This is a genomic window from Singulisphaera chitinilytica (assembly GCF_049331405.1).
Classification (GTDB): domain Bacteria; phylum Planctomycetota; class Planctomycetia; order Isosphaerales; family Isosphaeraceae; genus PoT.
Genome location: NZ_CP186274.1, coordinates 5194774 through 5216723, shown reverse-complemented (window position 1 = coordinate 5216723; position 21950 = coordinate 5194774). Strand labels below are relative to the sequence as shown.

At 65.5% G+C, this 21950-nt stretch carries 22 protein-coding genes and 2 pseudogenes; 15 read left to right on the top strand and 9 right to left on the bottom strand.

Annotated elements, in window-relative coordinates; all coding sequences use genetic code 11:
- Positions 1 to 4 precede the first annotated feature (4 nt).
- The 5 genes from ACOYYX_RS20765 to ACOYYX_RS20745 all read right to left on the bottom strand — a co-directional run bounded on the left by ACOYYX_RS20765 (position 5) and on the right by ACOYYX_RS20745 (position 2083).
- A complete protein-coding gene (locus ACOYYX_RS20765; RefSeq protein WP_422923304.1) occupies positions 5 to 598 on the bottom strand; it encodes a hypothetical protein in 594 nt (197 codons plus the stop codon).
- Between the two features lie 25 nt (positions 599 to 623).
- Positions 624 to 1208, bottom strand: a complete 585-nt coding sequence (locus ACOYYX_RS20760) for a hypothetical protein (RefSeq protein ID WP_422923303.1) — start codon at positions 1206 to 1208, stop codon at positions 624 to 626.
- Positions 1209 to 1219: 11 nt separating this feature from the next.
- On the bottom strand, positions 1220 to 1408 hold the full coding sequence (locus ACOYYX_RS20755; protein ID WP_422923301.1) for a hypothetical protein: 189 nt from the start codon (positions 1406 to 1408) through the stop codon (positions 1220 to 1222).
- A 49-nt stretch (positions 1409 to 1457) separates the two neighbouring features.
- Positions 1458 to 1748, bottom strand: coding sequence for a hypothetical protein (locus ACOYYX_RS20750; protein WP_422923299.1), 291 nt, complete (start codon positions 1746 to 1748; stop codon positions 1458 to 1460).
- A gap of 62 nt (positions 1749 to 1810) precedes the next feature.
- Positions 1811 to 2083, bottom strand: a complete 273-nt coding sequence (locus ACOYYX_RS20745; protein WP_422923297.1) for a hypothetical protein — start codon at positions 2081 to 2083, stop codon at positions 1811 to 1813.
- Between the two features lie 845 nt (positions 2084 to 2928).
- Between ACOYYX_RS20745 and ACOYYX_RS20740 the strand changes: the two are divergent.
- The 3 genes and pseudogenes from ACOYYX_RS20740 to ACOYYX_RS20730 all read left to right on the top strand — a co-directional run.
- Positions 2929 to 3206: pseudogene (locus ACOYYX_RS20740) on the top strand (transposase); the annotation flags it as partial.
- 331 nt (positions 3207 to 3537) lie between these two features.
- Positions 3538 to 3849, top strand: coding sequence for a DUF6444 domain-containing protein (locus ACOYYX_RS20735; protein WP_422923296.1), 312 nt, complete (start codon positions 3538 to 3540; stop codon positions 3847 to 3849).
- A 204-nt stretch (positions 3850 to 4053) separates the two neighbouring features.
- The gene (locus ACOYYX_RS20730; protein ID WP_422923294.1) at positions 4054 to 4680 is read left to right on the top strand and encodes an IS66 family transposase; all 627 of its coding nucleotides are present in this window, start codon (positions 4054 to 4056) and stop codon (positions 4678 to 4680) included.
- Here the strand turns inward: ACOYYX_RS20730 and ACOYYX_RS20725 are convergent.
- The 3 genes and pseudogenes from ACOYYX_RS20725 to ACOYYX_RS20715 form a co-directional block, all read right to left on the bottom strand.
- Positions 4654 to 5773: pseudogene (locus ACOYYX_RS20725) on the bottom strand (ISAs1 family transposase). The gene ACOYYX_RS20730 and the pseudogene ACOYYX_RS20725 sit on opposite strands and share 27 nt — an antisense overlap.
- Positions 5742 to 12593: an FG-GAP-like repeat-containing protein gene (locus ACOYYX_RS20720; protein WP_422923292.1), complete on the bottom strand. Its 6852-nt coding sequence runs from the start codon at positions 12591 to 12593 to the stop codon at positions 5742 to 5744. The pseudogene ACOYYX_RS20725 and the gene ACOYYX_RS20720 overlap by 32 nt, the downstream one beginning before the upstream one ends.
- A 1180-nt stretch (positions 12594 to 13773) precedes the next feature.
- Entirely contained in the window at positions 13774 to 14364 is a 591-nt protein-coding gene (locus ACOYYX_RS20715; protein ID WP_422923290.1) for a TetR/AcrR family transcriptional regulator, read from the bottom strand.
- A gap of 153 nt (positions 14365 to 14517) precedes the next feature.
- On the opposite strand from ACOYYX_RS20715, the gene ACOYYX_RS20710 reads away from it, so the two are divergent.
- Positions 14518 to 15252 (top strand): SDR family NAD(P)-dependent oxidoreductase, encoded by a 735-nt coding sequence (locus ACOYYX_RS20710; RefSeq protein ID WP_422923288.1) that lies wholly within the window; start codon positions 14518 to 14520, stop codon positions 15250 to 15252.
- A gap of 87 nt (positions 15253 to 15339) precedes the next feature.
- Here ACOYYX_RS20710 and ACOYYX_RS20705 read toward each other — a convergent pair whose 3' ends face one another.
- Positions 15340 to 15807: a MarR family winged helix-turn-helix transcriptional regulator gene (locus ACOYYX_RS20705; RefSeq protein ID WP_422923286.1), complete on the bottom strand. Its 468-nt coding sequence runs from the start codon at positions 15805 to 15807 to the stop codon at positions 15340 to 15342.
- Positions 15808 to 15962: 155 nt separating this feature from the next.
- On the opposite strand from ACOYYX_RS20705, the gene ACOYYX_RS20700 reads away from it, so the two are divergent.
- The 11 genes from ACOYYX_RS20700 to ACOYYX_RS20650 all read left to right on the top strand — a co-directional run bounded on the left by ACOYYX_RS20700 (position 15963) and on the right by ACOYYX_RS20650 (position 21863).
- Positions 15963 to 16598 (top strand): NADPH-dependent F420 reductase, encoded by a 636-nt coding sequence (locus ACOYYX_RS20700; protein WP_422923284.1) that lies wholly within the window; start codon positions 15963 to 15965, stop codon positions 16596 to 16598.
- 46 nt (positions 16599 to 16644) lie between these two features.
- Positions 16645 to 17613, top strand: coding sequence for an SDR family oxidoreductase (locus ACOYYX_RS20695; RefSeq protein ID WP_422923282.1), 969 nt, complete (start codon positions 16645 to 16647; stop codon positions 17611 to 17613).
- A 55-nt stretch (positions 17614 to 17668) separates the two neighbouring features.
- A complete protein-coding gene (locus ACOYYX_RS20690; protein ID WP_422923281.1) occupies positions 17669 to 18064 on the top strand; it encodes a nuclear transport factor 2 family protein in 396 nt (131 codons plus the stop codon).
- Between the two features lie 68 nt (positions 18065 to 18132).
- Positions 18133 to 18258 (top strand): hypothetical protein, encoded by a 126-nt coding sequence (locus ACOYYX_RS20685; protein ID WP_422923279.1) that lies wholly within the window; start codon positions 18133 to 18135, stop codon positions 18256 to 18258.
- 207 nt (positions 18259 to 18465) lie between these two features.
- Entirely contained in the window at positions 18466 to 19092 is a 627-nt protein-coding gene (locus tag ACOYYX_RS20680; RefSeq protein ID WP_422923277.1) for an NADPH-dependent F420 reductase, read from the top strand.
- A gap of 94 nt (positions 19093 to 19186) precedes the next feature.
- Positions 19187 to 19348, top strand: a complete 162-nt coding sequence (locus ACOYYX_RS20675; RefSeq protein WP_422923275.1) for a hypothetical protein — start codon at positions 19187 to 19189, stop codon at positions 19346 to 19348.
- The gene (locus tag ACOYYX_RS20670) at positions 19345 to 19734 is read left to right on the top strand and encodes a DoxX family protein (protein ID WP_422923273.1); all 390 of its coding nucleotides are present in this window, start codon (positions 19345 to 19347) and stop codon (positions 19732 to 19734) included. Before ACOYYX_RS20675 ends, ACOYYX_RS20670 begins: the two co-directional genes overlap by 4 nt.
- A gap of 3 nt (positions 19735 to 19737) precedes the next feature.
- On the top strand, positions 19738 to 19992 hold the full coding sequence (locus ACOYYX_RS20665; RefSeq protein WP_422931647.1) for a Tn3 family transposase: 255 nt from the start codon (positions 19738 to 19740) through the stop codon (positions 19990 to 19992).
- Between the two features lie 122 nt (positions 19993 to 20114).
- Complete coding sequence (locus ACOYYX_RS20660; RefSeq protein ID WP_422923271.1) at positions 20115 to 20525, top strand: helix-turn-helix domain-containing protein; 411 nt, start codon at positions 20115 to 20117, stop codon at positions 20523 to 20525.
- Positions 20425 to 21192 (top strand): IS630 family transposase, encoded by a 768-nt coding sequence (locus ACOYYX_RS20655; RefSeq protein ID WP_422923269.1) that lies wholly within the window; start codon positions 20425 to 20427, stop codon positions 21190 to 21192. Before ACOYYX_RS20660 ends, ACOYYX_RS20655 begins: the two co-directional genes overlap by 101 nt.
- A 467-nt stretch (positions 21193 to 21659) precedes the next feature.
- Entirely contained in the window at positions 21660 to 21863 is a 204-nt protein-coding gene (locus tag ACOYYX_RS20650) for a MerR family DNA-binding transcriptional regulator (RefSeq protein ID WP_422923267.1), read from the top strand.
- Positions 21864 to 21950 lie beyond the last annotated feature (87 nt).

Genomic DNA, 21950 nt, shown 5'->3' with positions numbered 1-21950 from the left:
CTCCTCACGCTTCATCGGTTTCTGGTGACTCACCGAATAGGCAGATGGCGGCGTCCTTGAGCGTATCCCAGGTGATGCCCAGGCTGGCATCGAGCTGATCTTCGACGGCGGCGAGCACCTGCCAAGCCCGACCGTCGTCCAGGTCGGGGCGGATAGCCTGCACGTCTTCGACCCTCCATACGGCGGCGATCTGCCCACGCCGCGCGAGCAGGGCCCGGATGTCGGCCTCGGCCGGTGCCGGATGCGGTTTCGCCCCCTCGGCGTCGTCGAGGACGAATGTAGATCGCTCGAGGGGCCGCCACGCCCGCCCGGCTTCGGCGTCGTCCTCCGCGCAATCCTTGGGGGATTCCGGACCGCGCGCCTTGCTCTCGGCATGAACGATCACGCCCTCGAGGGCGGCCAGCAGCTTCGGGGCGGCGAGGATCAACCGCATGGCGGCGAGCTCCGGCGGCACCGGCTCGTCGTCCTCCGGCAGCCGGAAGGGGCGGCTGCGCAGGAGCTCGTCGCCGCCCGCGTCCACGATGACGGCGATATCCTCGGTGCCGTCTCGCTCGATTCGCATACTCCAGGGGGTGTTGAAATTTTCTTGTATTTTCATGGCAAGGTTCCTCTCCTTGGCTGCGTTACTCGTTGAATAATGGCTCGCTTGCGTGATGCCCCTGCGTCACCAGGAGCACCGCAAGATCCTCCGGCTCGATCCGCTCGCCATCCTTCGCCGCGGCGGCGTCACGCCGGGCGAGGGCGACGGCCGCGACGGGGCCCGGGGCCTCCACGAAGGCGTAGTAGGTGTCCGCGCCCGTTTCGTTGGCGTAGTCGGGGTAGAGCAGCAGGACGGAGTAGGATTCGTCCTCCCAGGGCGGGCTGCTGCCCGCGGCCCTGGCGATGGCGTCTTGGCAGGCCCTGGCCGCCTCGGCGAGGTCTCCTTGTTCCCATCGCTCGACGACCATCCGGCAGGCCGCGAGCAATGCGGGGGCGGCCTTGCGCAGCACCTCCGGCCCGAAATCGAAGACGCGGGAATGCTCGTGATGCTCGTCTCCGACCAAGTCCACCAGGGCGGCGAGATCCTCCCCGTCGCAGTCGGCGACGTCGTCGGCGTCGTCCGTCGATCTATCGCGGGCGATGAGGGACGCGGCCTCGGAGGATTCGGCCTCGATCCCTTCGAAAGTGAGCCGCATCTCGCGGTAAACATGCACGGTGTATTTAGCCATGACGCGTCTCCTCACGGTTCGATGCGGATGGCCTGCGCGAGGCTTGCCACCCGCTCGGCATAGTCCCACGCCTCGGCATAATCGCCGAAGCCGGCGAGCGAGGCGCCCGGGGCATCCATCGACTCCCCGGAGCCGGTCCGCTCGTCGTACCGCTCGATCTCGAGCCAAACCTTGTAGGTGATGTGTCGTTGTTTCTTCATGATAGTCTCCTTCGGTTGGAAGGGCGGGCATGATCGCCCGCCCGGTAGGTCAATAGTCGAGCGGCAGCAGGACGGTCGTCACCGACCGGTCCCATTCGGTGATGATCCAGAACCGCTCGTCGCCCGAGCGGTACACCGACAGCAGGCGGGAACCTTCCCTGAGCGATAGATCGTTGAGCTCGCGGTCTTCCTCGCAGACCTCGCCCCAGTCGCCCCGGGCGTGGCGGCCCAGGCCGTGCTTGACGTCAACTGGGTCCAGCCGGGCATGGGCGTTGGCCGTGATGACGACCTCGCCGAGGGGGAATAAGGCGCGGGTTAATTCGATGACAATGGGTCGCATTTCAGAACTTTCTACATGAGGTTGATCCGAGAGGCGGGCGGGCCGGAGCCCGCCCGAGGGCTTCACTCGTCGCCGCTGTTGGCCTCCTCGCGGGCCTTGCGCGACTTCGTATCGGCCTGCATCTGCTTGGCGATCCAGCTGTGGGCCTGATCGAGGAGCTTGGACACGGAGAGGATGTCGTCGTATCCGAAGCTGTCGGTCTCCCTCCAGGTATCGTCGCCCTTCTTGTAGGAGCGGCCGGGGTTGACCGAGTACCAGACGCCCTTCTCGCTGCTGTTGCGCCAGATCGTGACCGAGAGGTTGCCGAAGCGGATCTTGTGTGCCGGTGATGCCATAACTTATTCCTTTCCTTGAATTTCAGCCCGACCATCGGGCCTTACGGGAGCGACCAATCGGCCGCAAAGACGGGCATGGCCCACCGGCCCCATCGCGGGGCCGGTGCCCGGTGCAACGGGAAAAACGGAAGGTTCACGCCTCGGGCAAACAGCGTTTGTGAAAGCCGTTTTTCCGGTTGCACCGGGCGGATGCGGCTGTAGGTTCGCGGGAGTCAGGCCGTGGGCGGGCTGGATTCAGGCCAGAAAGGTGACCTTGGCAATCGCCGGTCCCTGGAAACGAATGGGGCGATCGGTTCGAGATCGGCGAAGGACAATTCAAGGGTGGCCGCACTCCGGGCCTGTCGGCTCCGATCCCGGTCGGCGTGCAGGAAACCGGATGGCACCGCGGCCGGACGAACATGACATCGACAGGCACAAAGCGGATTCATGGTTAGGGCAGGGAAGGGATGCGAACCATCGCCTGGATAGGCTGAACGACTTTCAATCAGTTCGGTGCGCGAGATACGCAAGGCCCTGGCCTCCACTGCCGCGTTCGGCCCATCCCGGCAACTCCGTCCGCATAATACGCCCCGCGACATCAATAAGGAGACGCTCGGCGGCGTTGAGACAGGGCCATCGCACACTTTGTTGTTGATGAGTTGGAAGTGACGACAAAAGCTTTGAATCGCCTGGAGAATGGCTTCCTGCCCACGCCGATCGTACCCGACGAGCCTACAGGTTTCGGGACCTGATACCCCACTGGGCATGATTCGAGCAGCTCGGACAGCCCTTGAAGGGCAGCCCTTTCTGGAGACGTTTTGCACAAACTCCTTCTCTGTGAACAGTTAAATGTGCGCTGGCCCTGGGCGGGGAACCAACGCCTGGCCCAGGAGCGTGGCGTGAGGCATGTCGCCCTGCCGCACTTGGGCAAGGCCCCGCCCGGTCGCCGGGCGCTCGAGAAAGAGCGTTGGTTCCGCCGTGGGTATCGGTTCCGTGCGGGGATCGAGGGGCGGATCCACTCGCTGAAGTGGGATTTCGGGCTGAGACGGTGCCGATATCGGGGCGAGGATGGGATGGGCCGGGCCGGTGGGTCGGATGGGGGATCGCGGCGCACAACCTATCGAAGGTCGCGGAATCCGGATGAGATGGGAGAACGGGGCAAGTTTCAGGCCGACGACATCCTCATGACGATCTGGGCTCCCCGAGCCATCACCAGATCAGATTGACATATGCACGATTTCGAAACTCAAAATAGTACTATCATGATGTTCGCGGAGATCATTTGGCAGGGACTGCGTGTGACCCCGCAAAATAAACGGTCTTTCAAATCTGTATTGTGCTGATGTTACCCGATGCAAAGAGGAATTGTGAGTTCAAGATAGGTGTATTGCCCCGTCTCTTTACGAGCGATAAGATAGAAAGTAGCCGTTCACGGGCTCGAACTTCGGATGCTATAGGCTCGTAGAATCTCCTGTATGAGCCCTCACCCTTCGATCCCTGAATCGTTCTGGAACACCGTACCGCCGGGAGCCCAGACGGCCATCCTGGCTGTCATCGCCTCCCTGGAGAATCGGATCGCAGACCTGGAGGCGAGGCTCAACCAGAACTCCACCAACTCGTCCAAGCCGCCCTCGACGGACCCGCCCGCCGTGAAGGTCAAACGGCGACCTCCGGCCCCGCCATCCGGGCGGAGGAGTGGCGGCCAGCCCGGTCACAAGCGACATACCCGGGCGCTCGTCCCGCCCGACCAGATCCGGGAGACCTTCGAGGTCAAGCCGATGCATTGAGGGGGCTGTGGCGCCGCGCTCCGAGGGGATGACCCCGATCCGGCGCGGCACCAAGTCGCCGAGATCCCGCCGGTCCGCCCCGATGTCGATGAGTACCGCCTCCACCGGCTGACTTGCTCGTGCTGCGGGGCCGCGACGCGGGCGGAGCTGCCCGCCGGAGTCCCGACCGGCCCCTTCGGCCCTCGCCTGTGGGCGATCCTGGCCATGTTCGCCGGGTCGTACCGGCTCGCCAAGCGGCCGATCCAGCAGCTGTCCTCCGACCTGTTCGGGCTGAACGTCTCGCTAGGAATGATCTCCAAACTGGAGCGCCGCGCCGCCGAGGTACTGGAGCCAGTGGTCGCCGAGGTGGCCGCCGCGATCAAGGCGGCTACCTCGGCCCACATCGACGAGACGTCGTGGTCCGAGGCCAACGAGAAGACGTGGCTCTGGGTCGGCCAGGCCGGCGACCTGACAGCCTTCACGATCGCCGACAATCGGAGTGCCGACGTCGCCCGCTCGATCCTCGGGACCGACGAGGCGAAGGTCGTCATCAGCGACCGCTTCCCCAGCTACGACTGGATTGAGCGACACCAATATTGCTGGTCGCATCTTCGCCGGGATTTCCAGGCGATGATCGATCGCCAAGACGAGGGATCGGCGGTGGGTGCGGATCTGCTCGCGGCCTCGAATCGGCTGTTCCACTGGTGGCACAAGTACCGGGGCGGGGAGATGGCCTGGGCACCTTCCTGGGCTACGCCCGCCCAATCCGTGGGGTGTCCGGCAGGCGCTGGGCCGGGGTGCCTCCCAGGGCGATTGCACCTTAACTTATATGCCGAACAGAACCTTGCGTAGATAATCCGTATCCCACGCCGCCGTCAGGCGCTTATTCTTGACACCGAGCTTGTTGCCGGCCTCGTTCTTCAGCAGGCTCAATCCCATCCGGCGCAATGCACCCAGGTTCGCCGAAGCATGATCCTTCCGCACCCGGCTCTGGTCCTCGCCGAAGCCCACATCCAGCTGCCAGTGCATGGACTCGATCCCCCAGTGGCTCCGCACCAGCGTCCCGAACCGCCGGGCGCTCAGCCGCCGGCTCAGGATATAGCACCGCACGTCATCGCACGACCTCCCGCCTCCCTTCGTGTCGCTGATCGCCACGCCGACCTGCACCAGGCCAACGCTCCGCATCGGCCAGGTCCGCCGGGATGTCGCACACGTAGTAGGCCCGACGCTCCGCGCGGCCGTGCCCCTCCTCGTCCGTCTCGTGGCGGCTCACCGCGACCCGGGCGAAGTCGTCCTCCGCGTGGCCCGCGAAGAAGCCCATCAGGCCCTCATGCAACGTCGGCCGGTCCTCCTTCACGGCCAGGATATAGTCGCCGCCCCCCTCCACGATGGCCTCGGCGATCCCCGTCTGACAGCCCATGGCATCGATGGCGACGATCGCCCCGGACAGCTCGATGAGCTCGAGCAGTCGGGGGATCGCGGTGATCTCGTCGCTCTTCCGATCCACCGCGACGCAGCCCAGGCTCAACTCCTGCGACACGGCCCGGGCACCGACCGGATGGAGGGCCGAGCGGGCGGTGGCCTTGTCGAAGCTGCGGCGGAGTGCCTTGCCGTCGATGGCCACGAGTGTGCCGCCGCCGGTGCCGTGCAGGGCGGCGAGCCAGGCCGGGAGGCAGCGTTCGAACTCCTCGGGCTTGAGCCTCCGGAAGATCATGTTGAGGCGATCATGGGAGGGGATGCCGGCGGAGAGGTCGAGGAACCGCTCGAGCCAAGCCCTGTGGCGTTGTGCCCATGCGGCCATGGCGACGAAGTCGTCGGCCCCCGCGATGGTGGCACAGAGGGCGATGGTGACGATGTTGATGAGGGGGTGGACGACCCTGGCGCGGCGAGGGTCGGTGAGGGAGGCGAAGTGATCACTGATGCGAGGCGAAGGGATGTCGGTCATGCGAGGTGAGGCCATGCGCGGGTCGCCGTCCCGGTGGTCGGCCCTCAGCCTCCCATTCACGGGGCGTCATGACGCCATCTTCCCAAATTGCCCAGTGTGGCGCAATCGCCCTGTTCCGCTGGCCCTTCGCCAAGCGCACCTGAGCTCGCTCCACACCGCAGCATTGCTTTAGCGCCCGACGATATGACTCGGTCGACCAGCTCCGCTCCGCGACCGTCAAGCGTGCCAGCTCGTCCATTGCCGGATCGTTCGTCGCCCGGTATTCAACGTCCCCGTCTCGGGAGACCACCTTTACCACGCGGATCGCGCCGAACCCCGACAGATGCGCCACCGTCTCCGACCCTTCGATCGCCACCTCGCCCACGGCGAGGGTGCCGTCATGGTGCGTGACAGTCTTGTGGCGTTCTCGACCACTCCGCCTCCCCGGTCCGGGCTGCCCGATTTCGGACGCGGGGAATTGCTTACGCTCCTCCCTGCGTCCGATGTCGAGGTTCGAAAATTGCTTCGGGCAACGTGAGATATCGCGTCTTGAGCTCACTCGATGGGGAAGAGGCCGTCGGCCTCGAATGAGAGCCATGGGCGCCTGGCCGCGGTGCGATAAGCCCGTGCCAGCGCCTCGTCGCGATAGAAGGCCTCGGCGGCCTCCGCCGGCCCCGACGAGGCCGCGTGGACCTGGGCCGCTGGGACGGCCCGGGCCGAGGGGCTCGAGGCCTGGAGTTGGGGGGCGATCGCCGCGGCAGCCCGGTCTCCCCGTGCGGCGAGGGCGAGCCGGTTCTGGAGGCCGTCGGCGGGGGAGAGCACCGCGAGCCACCAGGCGGGGCGGGACTGGCCGCCGGTGCCCGTCGCGGGGGATCGCGTCGAGATGGGCGCGACCCGGAACCTGACGATCGAGGCCGCATAGTCCCCCCGCGCGCCCGTCGGCCTGGCCGTCGAGCGGGATGCCCGACCGGCTCGTCAGGCCGCCCGACGAGCCGTCGACCTTCAGGACGTAGCGCAGGGCCAGGGGCAGGCGGCGCGCCGGAACGAGCGTGACGGTGGTCGAGCCCGCGTCGTAGAAGGCGAGGGCGATCGGGATCCGGCGGCCCGCGAAGGTCGTCAGCACGTAATTGCCGACGTCCCTGGCTCGGGCCGGATCCAGGGCCTCGTTGAAGGTCAGCACGAGGAAGGTCGGTGCGTAGCCGAAGCCGGAGCGCGCGAGGCTCACCACCTGCGGCGGCGTGGTATCGATGGGCGGCGGCGGGGGCGGTGGAGGGGTCGGCGGGGGCGGAGGCGGAGTGACGTGCGGAGCCTGCACGGTGATCGTGAAGGCCCGGGCGTCAGTATACGTGGGATCCTTCGTATCGATCACACGCACGGTCACCCGGTAGTTGCCGGGCGTTTGCGACACGCCAGGGGTCCAGACGAGCCGCCCGGTGGCCGGATCCACCTCCAGGCCGGCGGGTGCACCGGGATCGATCGTGAAGACCAGCATGCCGGGCCGGCCGGGCTGCATCCTGCGCACGCCGGGCTCCAGGCCGAGGGTTACGCCCAGCGTCTGCCCGGCCGTGACGGCGACGTCGCTCACCGGCCCGAGCAATCGCGGGGTGACCGCGACGTTGGCGAGCAAAGGGGCGCCGAAGGGGCCCACGACGAAGCTGATCCCGCCGACGACCTCCTCGGTTTCCGCCGAATCCCCGATGAGGGCACGCACCGTGCCGGCGATGCCGGGCGCGAGATCCTCGAAGCTGTAATACCCGATGCGGTCGGTGGTCGTGACCGGCTCACCCGGGTCGAGCACGCCGTTGCTGTTCAGGTCGATGAAGACCCGGACATCCGGCAGGCCCTTCTCGGCCGCATTCAGCGCATTGTTGCCGTTGGCGTCCAGGTAGACCTGGCCCGAGACCTGGCCCGCCTGGACGTTGCTGAAGTCGATCTCGTAGGTGTTGTCCAGCGCGGCCGACACCGACGGGCTGGTCAGGACCGTCCGGGATGTGTTGAGTTGCGTCCAGATCCCGCCTCCGTATTGAGAGCCCGCGTTGTAGGCCGCGTCGCCCAGGACCACATCGATCTGGCCGTCATTGTTGAGGTCCCCGAGTGCCATGCTGTTGGTCTTGGAGCCGCTCGCCGTGGTGTTGAAGAAGAACTGGTTGGCGCCGGTTCCGAACTGGGAGAGTTGGTTCGGCTGGTTGCCCTGATTTTGGTTGATATACACGAGCGTCTGACCGCTGCCGGAGTCGTACGGATACTCCGCCAGGATGATGTCGGGATTGGCGCCACCCACGATGTTCGCGATGGCGATCTGGGGCACCCAGAACGTACGGCCGTTGAAGGGCCCGTTGACGGGAAGGCCCGGGCTGCTCGCCGAGGCGGGATTGCCGTCGAGTCCGATCCAGATGGCCACGGCGGACTGCTGGAAGACGTAGAGGTTCGAAGTGGCAGGGTCGGAGGCGGCGCCGTTGAAGTCGGACGTGACGACGTCGAGGATCCCGTCGCCATTGAGGTCGCCCAGGGCCATCGGGCCGCCGTTGGAGGGCACGGGGAAGGTGAGGTCCGGGCCGTAGTTCTGTGAAGCGTCGGGAACGCCGAAGGTGCCGTCCCCGTGGCCGTAGAAGATCAGGGCACCGTCCTGATCGTCGGGCGTGTAGCCGAAGTTCGCGAAGAGGTCGAGCAGGCCGTCATTATTGAGGTCGCCGAAGGCCATCGCGTGGTCCGAGATCGAGTGGAACGAGCCCGAAACGCCCGAAGGTATGGCAAGCTGTGCCGTCGTCCAGAATTGGCCCCCGGCGTAATCGAGGACGACTGCATAATTGTAATAAAAACCGAATGCTCCCTGATCCTCGCCGTAGACTCCCAGGGTCGAGTTGTTTCCGCTCGTGCCGAAGTCCCCCCCGACCGCCATGCCGAAGACGGGCCCTCCGGCGAAATTCTGGGCCACGGGATCGAAGGCCACGACGGAGTTCGTGAAGCCCCCTTGGCTGCCGAATACGACGGTGACCCCGCCAATTTGGTTGAGCACGGCCAGGTCCGTGTAGCCGTCGCCATCGAAGTCTCCCGTCTGGAGGTCGTTCGACGTCTGCGGGAGGCCCGAACTATAGGCTATGACCGGGCCGAAGGTCCCGTCGCCGTTGCCGTAGGCATAGTCGATCTGGCTCGCACCGGCGATGAATGTGGCCAGGTCGAGGTCGCCGTCGTTGTTGAAATCCGCCACCGCCACCGCCGACACGGCCGCGTTAAAAGGGTCCCAAGCCGTGTCCAGGCCCGGAGTACTCGTGTATGGCGAGACCTGGCGCCAGCCCTGGGGCACCTGCTCCTGGATGGTATAGCTGCCGGCGGCCACGCCCTGGAACTCGTAGCGGCCATCGGCGTCGGACGTCGTCGTCGCCACGACATTGCCCGACGAGTCCAGCAACTGGACCGTCCATCCCGCCTGCGGCGATGGGCCCGAACTATCGCCGATCTTGTAGCCCGTCACCACCCCCTGGATCGTCGGCAGCCGGTTGATCAGAAAGTCGTTGCCATCGTAGCGCGCATACGGGTCGGGGAACACCGTGACGTCGTAGTAATTCGCCCCCGGGCCGGCCACGTAGTCGTCCGGGAGCACGTAGCGGATCACGGTCGGCGGGTTGATGCCGAAGGGCGTCGGCAGTCCGATGAACTCGTAGGTGCCGTCGTTCAACGTCGCCGTGCTGGCCTCGCCCGAGTCGAGCTGTCCGTTATTGTTGGAGTCGATGTAGACCGTCACGCCCACGGCGCCGTCGCCGTCATCCAGCACGCGACCCGCGATGGTCGCCTGCTGCCAGACCTGCAGGTTGACGACGGATTGGGTCCCGTTGAAGGTGAACTGGGTCAACGGAGGCCCGTCGTTCGCCATCACGAAACCCTGGGGCGGGATCACGACGCCGACCGAGTAGGTCTGTCCCGGCTCGAGGGTGAGGCCGCCCAGCCGGTCCGGAGTGTTGAAGAAGTTGAAGGTCCCGTCGGCGTCGGTGATCGAGATCGGGTCGCCGTTCGCAAAGTTGCCCGTGCCCAACCGATCGATGTAGACGGTGTACCCCGAGAGCGGCCTGCTTCGTCCGTCGCCGGTCTCGGTCAGGGTGCCGGTCAACTGAGGCCGGGCCGTGAATGAGGCCCCGACCGTGATGGGGGCCGTGAAGGGCACATCGTAGCCGTCATTGATGACGAAGTAGGCATAGTAGAGGCCGGCCGCGAGGCCCAACCTATTCACATCGACGGTCGCCGACACCAGGGGGACGCCGTTATGCGGGTCGTAACCGATCGTGCCTATGGCGACGCTCACTCCCCCGGTGCTGATCCCCGTGGCCAACCCTGAGGAGTCCGTCGTGAAATAGAGCGTCGACTTTGTATTCGCGACGAAGGCGGAGTCGACGGAGAAGGGGGCGGAGAACGTGCCGACCGACCCGTCCCACGTCACGTCGTTCATGGGGGCGGCGCCCGGCCAGGGTGTATAGACGGGCGTGCCCGACCAGACGATCGCGTTGGGGTCGAGGGTATCCGTGGTGTGGAGGGAGAACGTATACGTCCCCGCCGGGAGCGGGTCGGATATGGAATTGCTGAGCTGCATACCGGCCGTGCCTTGTCCCGGCGGGGCGACGAGGTAGATGTTCGAGGAGGTCGACAGGAGATTCGCGCCGTCATCGCCCGGTATGTACCCCGAGAGGTTGCCCCCCGAGTCGGTGAGATACTGGCCGGCCGCGTTGGCCACGGTGATGAAATAATTGCCGCCGTTGACCACCGGCCATCGCGCGATGAAGTTGAAGCCGGTATTGCCCGGCGGCTGGCCCTGCACCGATCCGTCGGGCATGGTGAAGGTGGTCGAGTAGGTGTTGTAAGTCGGGCCGTCGTCGTGGCCCGATTCGAGGGCGGCCACGGCGCTGTTGCCCAGAAACGAGATGTCGCCGCTGAAGATGTCGTACTTGAACCCGATGTCGCCGACGATCGCGATGTGGACCCAGGCGGCGAGGAACCCTTCCGGGGTGCCGAGGTTCGGGTCGTATTTGAACATGAAATTCGCGGATGCCAGCTGGATGCCGCCGATGATGGGGATCTTGGGAGGCACCTCGATGGCGGCCATGGCGGTCATGAGGATGGCGCCGTTGTCGAAGAGGAAATGCCCGCCCACGGTGAACAGGCCGCCCGCGAACGACCCGTTGATGTCGACCGCATAGGTGTCGTCGCCCCAGCCGAGCTTGACGTCGCCGTCTACCGTAGTGCCGATGAGCGACTTGACGAGCTTGGTCTGCGGATCGATGTAGGCGGCCACGCCGACGTCGCCGTAGAGGTCGAGCTCGTCCTTGTCGAGCGTGAACCCGCCGACCGCCTCGATGATCCGCACCGACTTGCCCTGAACCGTGACCTCCTGCCCGAAGCCCAGCCCGATCGAGCCGGCCACGGACCAGTTGGGGGTGCCGATCCCGTCGAGCGAGCCCGAGAAGGAGGTGATGAAGATGTCCGTGTCCCCCAGCGGGACGTTGAGCCCCGAGAGGGACAGCGAGAGGTCCTGCAGTTCGAACTTCCCGTTGTCGAACTCGAACAGGAAGTTACCCGCGACCATCAGGCCTTTCGGCAGAGTGACGGAGGCACCGCCCCCGAGCTTGAAATCCAGGCCGTTGTCATCGCCCTCCTGGAACACCAGGTAGGCGCTGTTGACCTTGAACGCGCCGAGCTCGATGTTGGAAAGCGAGAGCCTCCCGCCCTTGAACTGGATCGCGCCCGTATCGGGGTCGATCCTGATCCCGGTCGTCTTCCCGGGGCCCTCGAGGCTGGCCGTGAACGTGAACGCCTGCAGGTTCAGGGCGACGCTCCCGCTCAGCGCGATGTCACCCTCCGCGTCGGGATAGACGAGGGTGAGGCTGGACTGCTCGTTCGGGCGCTTCTCCGTGTTGACGTCCAGGCCGCCGAATGCGAAGCCGCCGTTGATCTGGACGTTGACCTTGGTCGGCAGCCAATCCTCGAAGACGAGGCCGGGCTGGACCGACGTACCCAGGGACACCGACACGTTCACCATCGCGAACGTCGTGTCTCCTGGGTCCCCCGACGGGGAGCTCGTGCTGAGCGACGCCGAGCCGTAGATCGTGAAGTCCCCCTCGGTATCCGAGATGTCGAGCGTCAGGCCGTTCGCCTGCAGGGTCACGCCCTCCACCGTGAAGCCGCCCGTGAAGCCCACCGCGAAGCCGCCGAACTCGAAGCCGTCGGTGGCGCTGTAGTACAGGTAGTCACCCGCGTTGAACGACGCGCTGATCTGATTACCCTGCCCGTTGGGCCCCTTGCCGGGCAGGGTGACGTCCAGCTCCCCCTCGAAGGCGATCACGCTCCCGCCGTCGTGCGTCGTGAGCGAGACGGAGTCGAGCTGGAACTCGGCCTTGCCCCATTGGTACTTGACGGGGTTCTGGAGCGAGAAGTTCCCGTTGACGATCGTGCCCGCGTTGAGCGTCACGTCCTGCCCCGACATGAGCGTCAGCGAGGTGTCGGCGACGCCGCCCTGGACGGGCACGACGGTCCCGGTGAAGGCGAAGTTGCCCGTCGGGTTGTTGGTCGAGTCGGGGTCGAAACTGACCTCCCCGTTCTCGACCTCCAGCAGGGGGACGAAGCTGGAAAGTTCCGAGACGTAGGCACCGATCTGGACGTCCCCGTCGAAGACGATGTCCCCGCCGGCGCTGTGGTAATCCCCGGAGAAGGTGAGGAGGCCGGCCAGGCTCTGGATTCCCGTAACCGGCGTGACGCGCTCCTCGAGCAACTCCGGGCCGAGCAGCTGTCGCGGCGCATCGGGCCGCCTGCGGGTCGACTTTCTACGGCCCCGGACCTCGGCTAACGGTCGAGTCATCTCGCCTCCTCGTAGCATCGTCGGATGGGGGTCTGGGAGCGGGAACTCGCGACGAACATGAGATTGGCCCGGCATCGTCGCAAGGTTGCGTCCTCGCCGATGTCAGCACAACGCCACTACATAGGATTTCCATGTTCGCATTCGATGGTGTGAATGCGAATGGTCCACGCCGTCGCCGGCCGGTCCGCGACCCCGTTCGGGGACGGACGGAACTCCGGGGAGGCCGGATTCCTGATGCGTTTAGTTTGCTTCCATGCTTATTTGAAACAGTCCGCACCCGTGATGCAAGCTTTAACCGGGTTAATTTTTCGCGACTGGCTCATGTGCATAAGATGGCGAGCCGATTCCGTGCCGGCAGGATGGACCGGTCGTCGAGGCGGGCAACCCGCCGCCGGTCCGGGGGAATCTGGGGGATCGATGGTCCGGGAGAGGCGAGGGCCACGACGAGCCAACCGGGGCCGCGTCATCATCCCGGCGGCTAAATCGTCGAACCGGGTAGCGACGGTGGCCTCCGGCGGCAGGAGTTGCCGAGCTGAGCGCCTGTCGGTCCAATGAACGGAGCCTCCAAAGTCCCCAGCCCGGCCTGCGGCGGGCCGCTCGCGTCGCACCCGAGCGCTCGCGAGCGCGTGACGGCGTGACGCGTCACGCTGCGACCGTGATGCATCACGCGTGACGCATGAGGGTGCGTGACGCTCATGTGATGCCCTCGAACCCGACGCGGTGCGGATCGTCGTAAGCTCTCAAGTGGCCTCACCTTGGCCATGTTTGCAACCCTGCGAATGTGGCCCGGCCCCGACGCCTTGGGCCTCGGAAAGGCGGGAGCACGCAAGGTCCCGGCGCTCGCGCGTCACGCTCTGGTGTGACGTGCGAGCGCTCGCGTCACATTGGGGTGTGAGTAGCAATGGAACAGAAAACCGGCGTAACGGCTGCCGGGCCGTCTACCGCCTTCGTGGCCGTCGCGTGTGAACCCGTTGCTCGGTTTGCTGCGAGAACTTACACGAACACGAGACCGATGACCGAGCAGAGCCTGGGTCGGCAGTAGGCCGCAACTGTGGGCGGCGGCGGAGTATCTTGGGAGATCGGACGCCAACGTGGGCGTCCGGTTGCATAGACACTTATAATAAGTTTCGATGCAAAAGGAGGCGTGTGCTCCTAAAAACGAGTGCCGTTGAACTTCTAATCACCGATCTGATTCAGCACGTTGCTTCTGGACATCGCTGCCCGACCGATTTATCAGGATGGCGCTCGTGATCAGGTGAGAGAGATGGTTCGCCCGTGGCGCGAACGAGGGTTGGCCGACAAGCCAGCCGAGCGCCGACACCAAGGCGAACAGGTCGCCGCCATCCATGTCGGCTCGCGCCGTTCCCTCGGTCTGGGCACGGAGCAGTAGCCGCGCGCCCGCCGAGTGCACCGCCGCGCATGTTGCGTAAAGCGGGGAGTCCGGGTCCTCATGTGCACTCGCCATCAAGGCGACAACTCCGCCATAGCTTTGCACGAAAGCTACCATCTCGCGAAACCAGGAAACGAGCGCCTCGTCAGGCGGATTCGACGTTTCTAGCTCGCCTGCTCTCTGCGTCAAGGCGTCCAGATCCGTACGCAGCAACGCCTCGAACAAGCCTTCTCGCGTTGGGAAATGGCGAAGCAGCGTGGTGAACCCGACGCCAGCCCGGCGGGCGATATCTCGCAAGGACGCATCGCCGCCATGCTCGGTGACTACGTCACGCGCGACTGCGAGGAGGCGGTTGTAATTCTTCCTGGCGTCGGCTCGCATGGGGCGCCTTGCCAAATGGACCACCGGTCCGTATATTCGGACCAGTGGTCCGGATGTCGTAATTTGGGATTCGGACCAGTGATCCGTATTTTACGACGCCCTGCTTCCGATGGGAACAGGGATGCTGTCCGTCACGCCAAAAGGTGAAAAGTCATGGGAAAGCTCGAAGGCAAGGTTGCGGTCATCACGGGCGGCGCCACCGGCATCGGCCGCGCCGCAGCAAGGCGATTCATCGAGGAGGGAGCCTTCGTCTTCATCTTCGGCCGCCGCCAGGAAGCGCTCGACGCCGCCTTGGCCGACCTCGGTCCCAATGCCCGCGCGGTGAAGGGCTCGGTCTCGGATGAGGTCGACCTCGACCGACTCTACGCGGCGGTGAAGGCCGAGCGCGGGAACCTCGACATCGTCTTCGCCAATGCCGGGGCGGGAAGCCAGCTTGCGCTCGGCAAGATCACCGCCGAGCACATCGACGAGACCTTCGATACCAACGTGAAGGGGACGATCTTCACGGTCCAGAAGGCTCTGCCGCTGATGGGCCAGGGCGGTTCGATCATCCTGACCGGATCGAGCGCCGGCACGACGGGCGCCCCGGGTATGACCGCCTACAGCGCGAGCAAGGCGGCGGTCCGCAACCTCGCTCGCACCTGGGCGGAGGACCTGAAGGGCACCGGCATCCGCGTCAATGTTCTGTCGCCAGGGGCGACGGCGACCGAACTCGCGAAGGAGGCGCTCGGCGAGGAGGGCCAGAAGGTCTACGCCTCGATGACTCCGCTACAGCGCATGGCCGATCCGGCGGAGATCGGGGCCGTGGCAGCCTTTCTTGCATCCTCGGACAGCAGTTTCATGACCGCCAGCGAAGTCGCCGTCGACGGCGGCCTGGCCCAGCTCTGACGCCCTACGCCCTACGTCGCTCCAATTGATAATTTGGAGCATCGTAGGGCGTGGTAAACCAGGGGGAATACGAGTTACGGAGCGGCATCACGTCTCATCCTGCTTGCTGCTGGTGTTGCGCAGCAGATTGTCGCGCAGCCTGACGACGTTCTTCTGCACGGCGGAGAACTCGTCACCCAAGCCGCAGGGTTCGACCAGCGCCCTGCCGAGATCGTTCTCGAGCAGGCGCCGTCCGGCCGCGGTCAGGCTCACCCTCACCTGCCGCTCGTCGGCGGGATCGCGGGTGCGGCTGATATTGCCGGCCTGCTCCAGCTTCTTGAGGATCGGCGTCAGCGTGTTGGATTCCAGGAACAGCTTCTCGCCGAGCTCGCTCACGGTCTGCCCGTCCTGCTCCGACAGGGCCACCATCGCGATGTACTGGGTATAGGTCAGGCCGACCGCATCCAGGATGGGCTTGTAGGCGCGGCCAAACGCCAGATTGGCCGAATAGACCGCAAAGCACAGGAACTTCGAGAGCTTCGGGCCTTTGGCTTCGGCCTTTGGGGAACGGGTCACTGATCCCTCCGGAGCTTGCGACGTCGCGGCCAATATGAGTCGTACCCGATTATATCGGATGTGCTTGACTCGCACCAGTCGCTGGTTAGTATTGGAGCATATCCGATTAAATCGGACACGATCTAAATACCCGACTGGAAGTGGGGAGCACGAACATGAGCACCATCAGCATCATCGGATCGGGCGGCATGGCAGCAGCGATCGGCGGCCTTGCAGCCAAGGCCGGACATACCATCGAGGTGATGAGTCGCGACGCGGCGAAGGCGCGGGCGCTGGCCGAGCAGGTCGGAGCCGGCGCAACGACGGGAACGTTCGGCGCCGCCCCGGCCGGGGACATCGTCATCCTGGCGGTGCCTTACTCCGCCGTCCTCGACGTGGTGAAGCAGTACGGTGAAGGGTTGGCAGGCAAGCTCCTTGTCGACATCACCAACCCCGTCGCCCCCGACCACATGAGCTTCGTGACCCCTGAGGGCGGTTTCGGCGCGCAGGAGATCGCCAATGCCGCCCCCGCCGATGCGGATGTGGTCAAGGCGTTCAACACCCAGTTCTCCCACGTCCTGGCTGCCGGTCCCGCCGAAGGCCACCCGTTGGACGTGTTCATCGCCGGGGACGACGCGGAGGCGAAGGCACGCGTCTCGGCGTTCATCGAGAGCCTCGGACTGCGCCCGATGGATACCGGGCCGCTGCCCATGGCGCGGGCGCTGGAGCACGTCTGCCTGCTGTCGCTGGGCCTCGTCGCCCACTCCATCAAGCACACAAACTTCTCAATCGGCGTCAGCCTTCTCGGCTGAGCGTGTTCGGAGCGTTACTTCTCACATCACTCTCGAGGAATATGAAATGCATGTTTTCGTCACCGGCGGGACCGGCCATATCGGCTCGTACATCATCCCCGAGCTCATCGCCGCCGGCCACGAGGTCACCGGCCTGGCCCGATCCGACGAGTCCGCGGCGGCGGTGGCCGCGCTCGGCGCCAAGGTGCGTCGCGGGGATCTTTCCGACCTCGAAGGGCTCAAAGCCGCGGCGGCGGAGTCCGACGGCGTCATCCACGTCGCGCACAGGCAAGACCTGCTCCCCTCCGGCGGGATTGACGCCGTGGCCGCCGCGGAGTTCCAGATCATGCTCGCGTACGGCGAGGCGCTGGCCGGAACCGGGAAGCCGCTGGTCGTGTCGGGGAGCATCGGCTCGCCCACGAACCCAGGCTGGCCAGCCCCTGGTGCCCACTCCTCGGGACGATCGGCCACCGAGGAGGATTCAGCCCTCCCCCCCGGTGGCGGTGAGTACAAGGGTTCGCTGCGGGTCCGTAACATCGTGGAGCTCACCGTAGTCGGCCTCGCGGAGCGGGGCGTGCGGTCTTCGATCGTGCGAATTCCTCCCATCGCGCACAGCACGACCGATCGTGCCGGATTCCTCCCGCTGCTGATCGGGCTCGCGGAAGAGAAGGGCGTCATCGGCTACCCCGGAGACGGCGAGAACCTGTGGCCGGCCGTGCATAGCCGCGACCTCGCCTCCTTGTTCCGATTGGCGCTGGAGAAGGGTCCGGCCGGCAAGAATTGGCACGGGATCGAGGGCGAGGGCATCCGGTTCCGCGAGATCGCCGAGGCCATAGGCAGCCGCCTGGGCCTGCCGGCCGTGAGCATTCCCGCGGACGTACTGATGCTGCCGGGATACTTCGGATTCCTCGCGAATTTGGTCACGCTGAACCTCCCGTCGTCCAACCTCATCACCCGCCATGCCCTCGGCTGGGAACCCGCCCAGCCCGGGCTGATCGCCGATTTGGACAACGGCCACTATTTCCCTGGCCGCTGAATTGAGCTGAATCAACGACACCACGAATCCAATGCGAGGAAAAGGAGAGGTTTCGATGAGCATTCAAGAGAACGTCCAGACGGTGAAAGGCTTCTTCGCCGCGATTGGGCGCGGCGACAAGGAGGGTCTACTGGCGCTGGTCGCCGAAGACATCGAGTGGATCATCCCGGGCGAGGACTGGCCGCTGGCGGGAACGCACCGCGGGCACTCGGGATTGACGAGTTTGCTTCAGAAGGTTTCCGAAACGGTGGAGACCTCGACAGAACCTCGCGAATTCGTGGCGCAAGGAGACCGGGTCCTGGTCGTCGGCTTCGCTACGGGGAGAATCAAGGCCACGAATAGGGCGTTCGAGGACCATTGGGTCTTCGCCATTACCGTTCGAGACGGCAAACTGACGAACATCCGGGAGTATATCGACACCCAAGCACTGGCGCGGGCCTCGCAGATGTAACCTGCCCCCCTTAGCCGAGTCCGGCGGCGATGCGAGAATCGCCACCGGCTTCACCAGGGGGTGGCACCATGCCGAAGGGTCAGCGACACACGCCCGAGCAGGTCATCGCCAAGCTCCGCGAGGCCGAGGTCGAGATCGCCAAGACGACCATAGCCGATGTCTTGAACTTGGTTCAGGCACAGGAAAGAGCCTGAGTCTCATATTCTTACCCGATTCTGTAACCGTTTTGGTGCCGGTCTCGGGGATCATCGGAGGTAAAGGGAGATCGCGAGACTCGCGTTGTCCGTTGACGTCGGCACTCTGCCCCGAGCGACGTTCCGGCCTCCTGCGACCAGGAGGTGAGTGGCGGCTCTCGGAGGCAAGCTCATTCGCAAGTCCAACCCAAGAACAGGAGGCTGGTCATGAAAGTGGGGTTCGTCGGTGCCGGCAACGTGACGCGTACATTCGGCCGCCACTTGATCACCGCGGGCCATACCGTCGTCGTCTCCAATTCCAGGGGGCCGGAGACTCTGACCGATTTCGTCGCCGATCTTGGCCCGGGCGCCATCGCGGGGACCAGGGAGCAGGCGGCCGAGTGCGACGTCGTCATCCTCGCCGTCGGCTGGTTGAAAGTGCCCGAGGCGCTGAAAGGCATCGATTGGCGTGGCCGAATCCTGATCGACGCGACCAACGCGCATGTGGACCCCGTGCCCGATATCAGCCTGGCCGGGGTCACCAGGTCGCGGGCCGCGTTGAAGGGGCGTACATCGAGCGAGATGGTCGCCGAGATGTCGGCCGGCGCACGGCTCGTGAAGTCGATCAGCAACATGCCGATGGCTTGGATCCAGGACTTCTCGCCGGACAAGCCCCGCACCGTCATCTTCACCTCCGGCGACGACGCCGAGGCCAAGAAGCTGGTGATCGAGCTGATCAACAGCACCGGGTTGGTCGCCATCGACCTCGGGTCGCTCGTCGCGGGTGGTGCGATGCATGAGGTCGGCGCCCCGCTGTCCGGCGTGGATCTCCACTTCGTCCGCCGACTCCGATGAGGACGGCTTCAACAACATGGACACGGCCCCGGTGCCGGCGGCGCTACCGGCATCGGCCTCGCCGCGGCAAAGCGATTCATCGAGGAGGGCGCCTATGAGCAGTGAAAAGAACGTCCAGACCGTGATAGACTTCTTCGCGATCGGCCGAGGCGACAAGGAGGGTCTGCTGACGCTGGTCGCCGAAGACATCGAGTCTGCACGCCGGGGCGAAGGTCGAGGATGCGTTCGAGATACCTGGAACGAGGTGCAATCATGATGGTGACAGATGCGATCCCGAAATGGCAGCGCGTGACCGGTTGGGTTCTCTCGGGCATGCTCTCCCTGCTGTTCCTGCCCAGCGCCTACTTCAAGATCGCGCAACCCAAGGGCTTCATCGAGGAGTGGTCCAAGACCTATCCCGCCGGCTCCGCCATGCCGCTCGGGGTCATCGAACTGACGATGTTCGTCCTCTACCTTGTCCCGAAGACTCGCTACCTCGGCGGACTCCTCATGCTCGCCTACCTGGGCGGCGCCGTGGCGACCCACGTCCACGCCAAAGACGGGATGTTCTTCGTGCCGGCCATCGTCGGCGTCGTCGCGTGGCTCGGTCTGTATCTGCGCGACCGCAAGCTCCGCGCCCTCGTGCCGCTCGTGGCTGACTGAGCCATCGAACGTCTGGGTGAGGATGCGCGGCGCTACCGCGAAGGGCAGGAGGACCAACTCGGGGCGCTGGGCTTGGTGGTCAATGCGGTGGTACTGTGGAACACCCGCTATCTCGACGCCGCCCCGGCTCAGGCCCGCGATTCCAGCATATCGGTGAGTCCGGAGGATATCGAACGGCTCTCACCGCTGCTGCTCAACCACGTAAATGTGCTCGGTCGGCACGATTTCGCACTTACGGAATCAGTCCGGCAAGGGTAGTTACGACCGCTTCGCACCCCCCACGAGCGGGATGATCTGGCCGCGTAGCAACCCTTATACGGAATCTTCCGGATCAGAAACGTTATAAATAGAGGGGTGATCCACGATTGGAGGGTATCACCATGGCCCGGACACGTCTGCCCATCGCCCCTCACCTGACACACGACGAGATCTCCCTCCGCTATCGCGCCTGCCGATCGGGCCTGGAGAAGACCCACTGGCAGGTCCTCTGGCTCCTGACCGGGCCCGACTCCACCACGCCGAAGCACGTCGCAGGCGTCGTCGGCCTCTCGCCCGGCTGGGTCCGGAAGGTCCTCAAGCGCTGGAATGCCGACGGGCCGGATGGCCTGGCGGATCGCCGCGCCCGGACCAACGGAGGCCGGCCCAAGCTCACCGACGACCAGCAGATCGACCTCTGGGATGCCCTTCAGCATGCGCCGCCCGACGGCGGCCTCTGGAGCGGGCCCAAGGTCGCCGCCTACGTCCGCCAGCGTTGGGGGGTCGTCGTCTGCAAGCAGACCGGCTGGGCCTGACTGCGCGGCCTGGGCATGTCGCTGCAGGTCCCGCGACCGAGCCACACGGAGGCCGCCACGCCCGCCCGTCGGCGGGCGTGGAAAAGACGCACTGGGAGACCGGCTCGAGGGCCTGCGGCGGGACCACCCCGATAAGGTCGTCGAGCTCCGGGCCGAGGATGAGGCCAGGCCGGGCCTGAAGCCGATCTCCCGTCGGGTCTGGTCGACGATCGGGCGACGGCCGGACGCCCCGGGCCGGACGAGGTACGAGTGGCTCTACGCCTACGGCTTCGTGCACCCGGCCAGCGGCCGCAACCTCGAGTTGCTGCTGCCGTCGGCGAACGCGGACTGGATGGGTTTGGCCCTGGAGGAGTTCGCCCGCCGGGCGGACCCCTCGGGCGAGAAGGTCCTGGCCGTGCTGGTGGACAACGCGGGCTGGCACGTGGCGAAGCGGCTGGTGGTCCCTGCGAACGTGGTGCTGCACCGGCTGCCGGCCTACACGCCGGAGCTGCAGCCGGCGGAGCCGCTATGGCCCCTGTTGCGCGAGGCGGTGGCGAACCAGGCGTTCGGCGACCTGGACACCCTGCAGGGGACGCTGATGGAGCGCTGCCGCTGGCTCATCGACCACCCCGAGGTCGTACGCGGGGCGGTCGGGTTCCGGTGGGCCGCCGCCCTTAATGGTCAGTGATCCACAGGATTCGGTATCATAGCGCCGTCGCGAGCGGTTGCCGGACTTTTTGCCGGCCCGTCAACTTTCGGTTATAGCTCCGAGCCTACTTCGTTCGGGCGTTCGGGTGGGAGATCAAGGAGGCAGTCGCCGCCGAATGAGGATGGCCCGAGCGAAATAGAGCACGTGCATGGCCGAGGACACACCCCGGCGCACATGCGCGTGTTTGGCCCCATTCGACCATCGCCCGAACCGCATCCCCGGTCGTCGCTGCCATTCATGATGGCCGAGGCCACGCACTCCGTCGGCTATCTAAGGGAGGCCGGCGCCTGCGACAGGGGATGGTTCCTTCGGGGCGGATGAACCCGACAACCCGGCCGTGGTCGCGGACGGCCGCGTCGAGCGTCGCATATGAGGCACCGTTGACTCCCCCCGGGGGAATCGCTACGGTGATGAAGCCTTCCCAACCCCTCCCAAGGTTTCCAGCCATGACCCAGCCCTCGACCGGACGCCTCGGCGACTATCTCACCGTCAAGGCGGCCGCCTCATTCCTCGGCGTCTCGCCGGACACGCTCCGCAACTGGGACAGGGCGGACAAGCTCAAGCCCTCCCGCCACCCCATCAACGGATACCGGCTCTATCGCCGCGAGCAGCTCGAGGATCTGCTGGCCGCGGCGCGAGGGGCGGATTGATATCGAGGCGGGCATCGTTGCCCCCGGCGCCGTTGCCGAAGTCGGCGATCGATGGACGATCACCTGATTCAACTCATCGGCCCATCG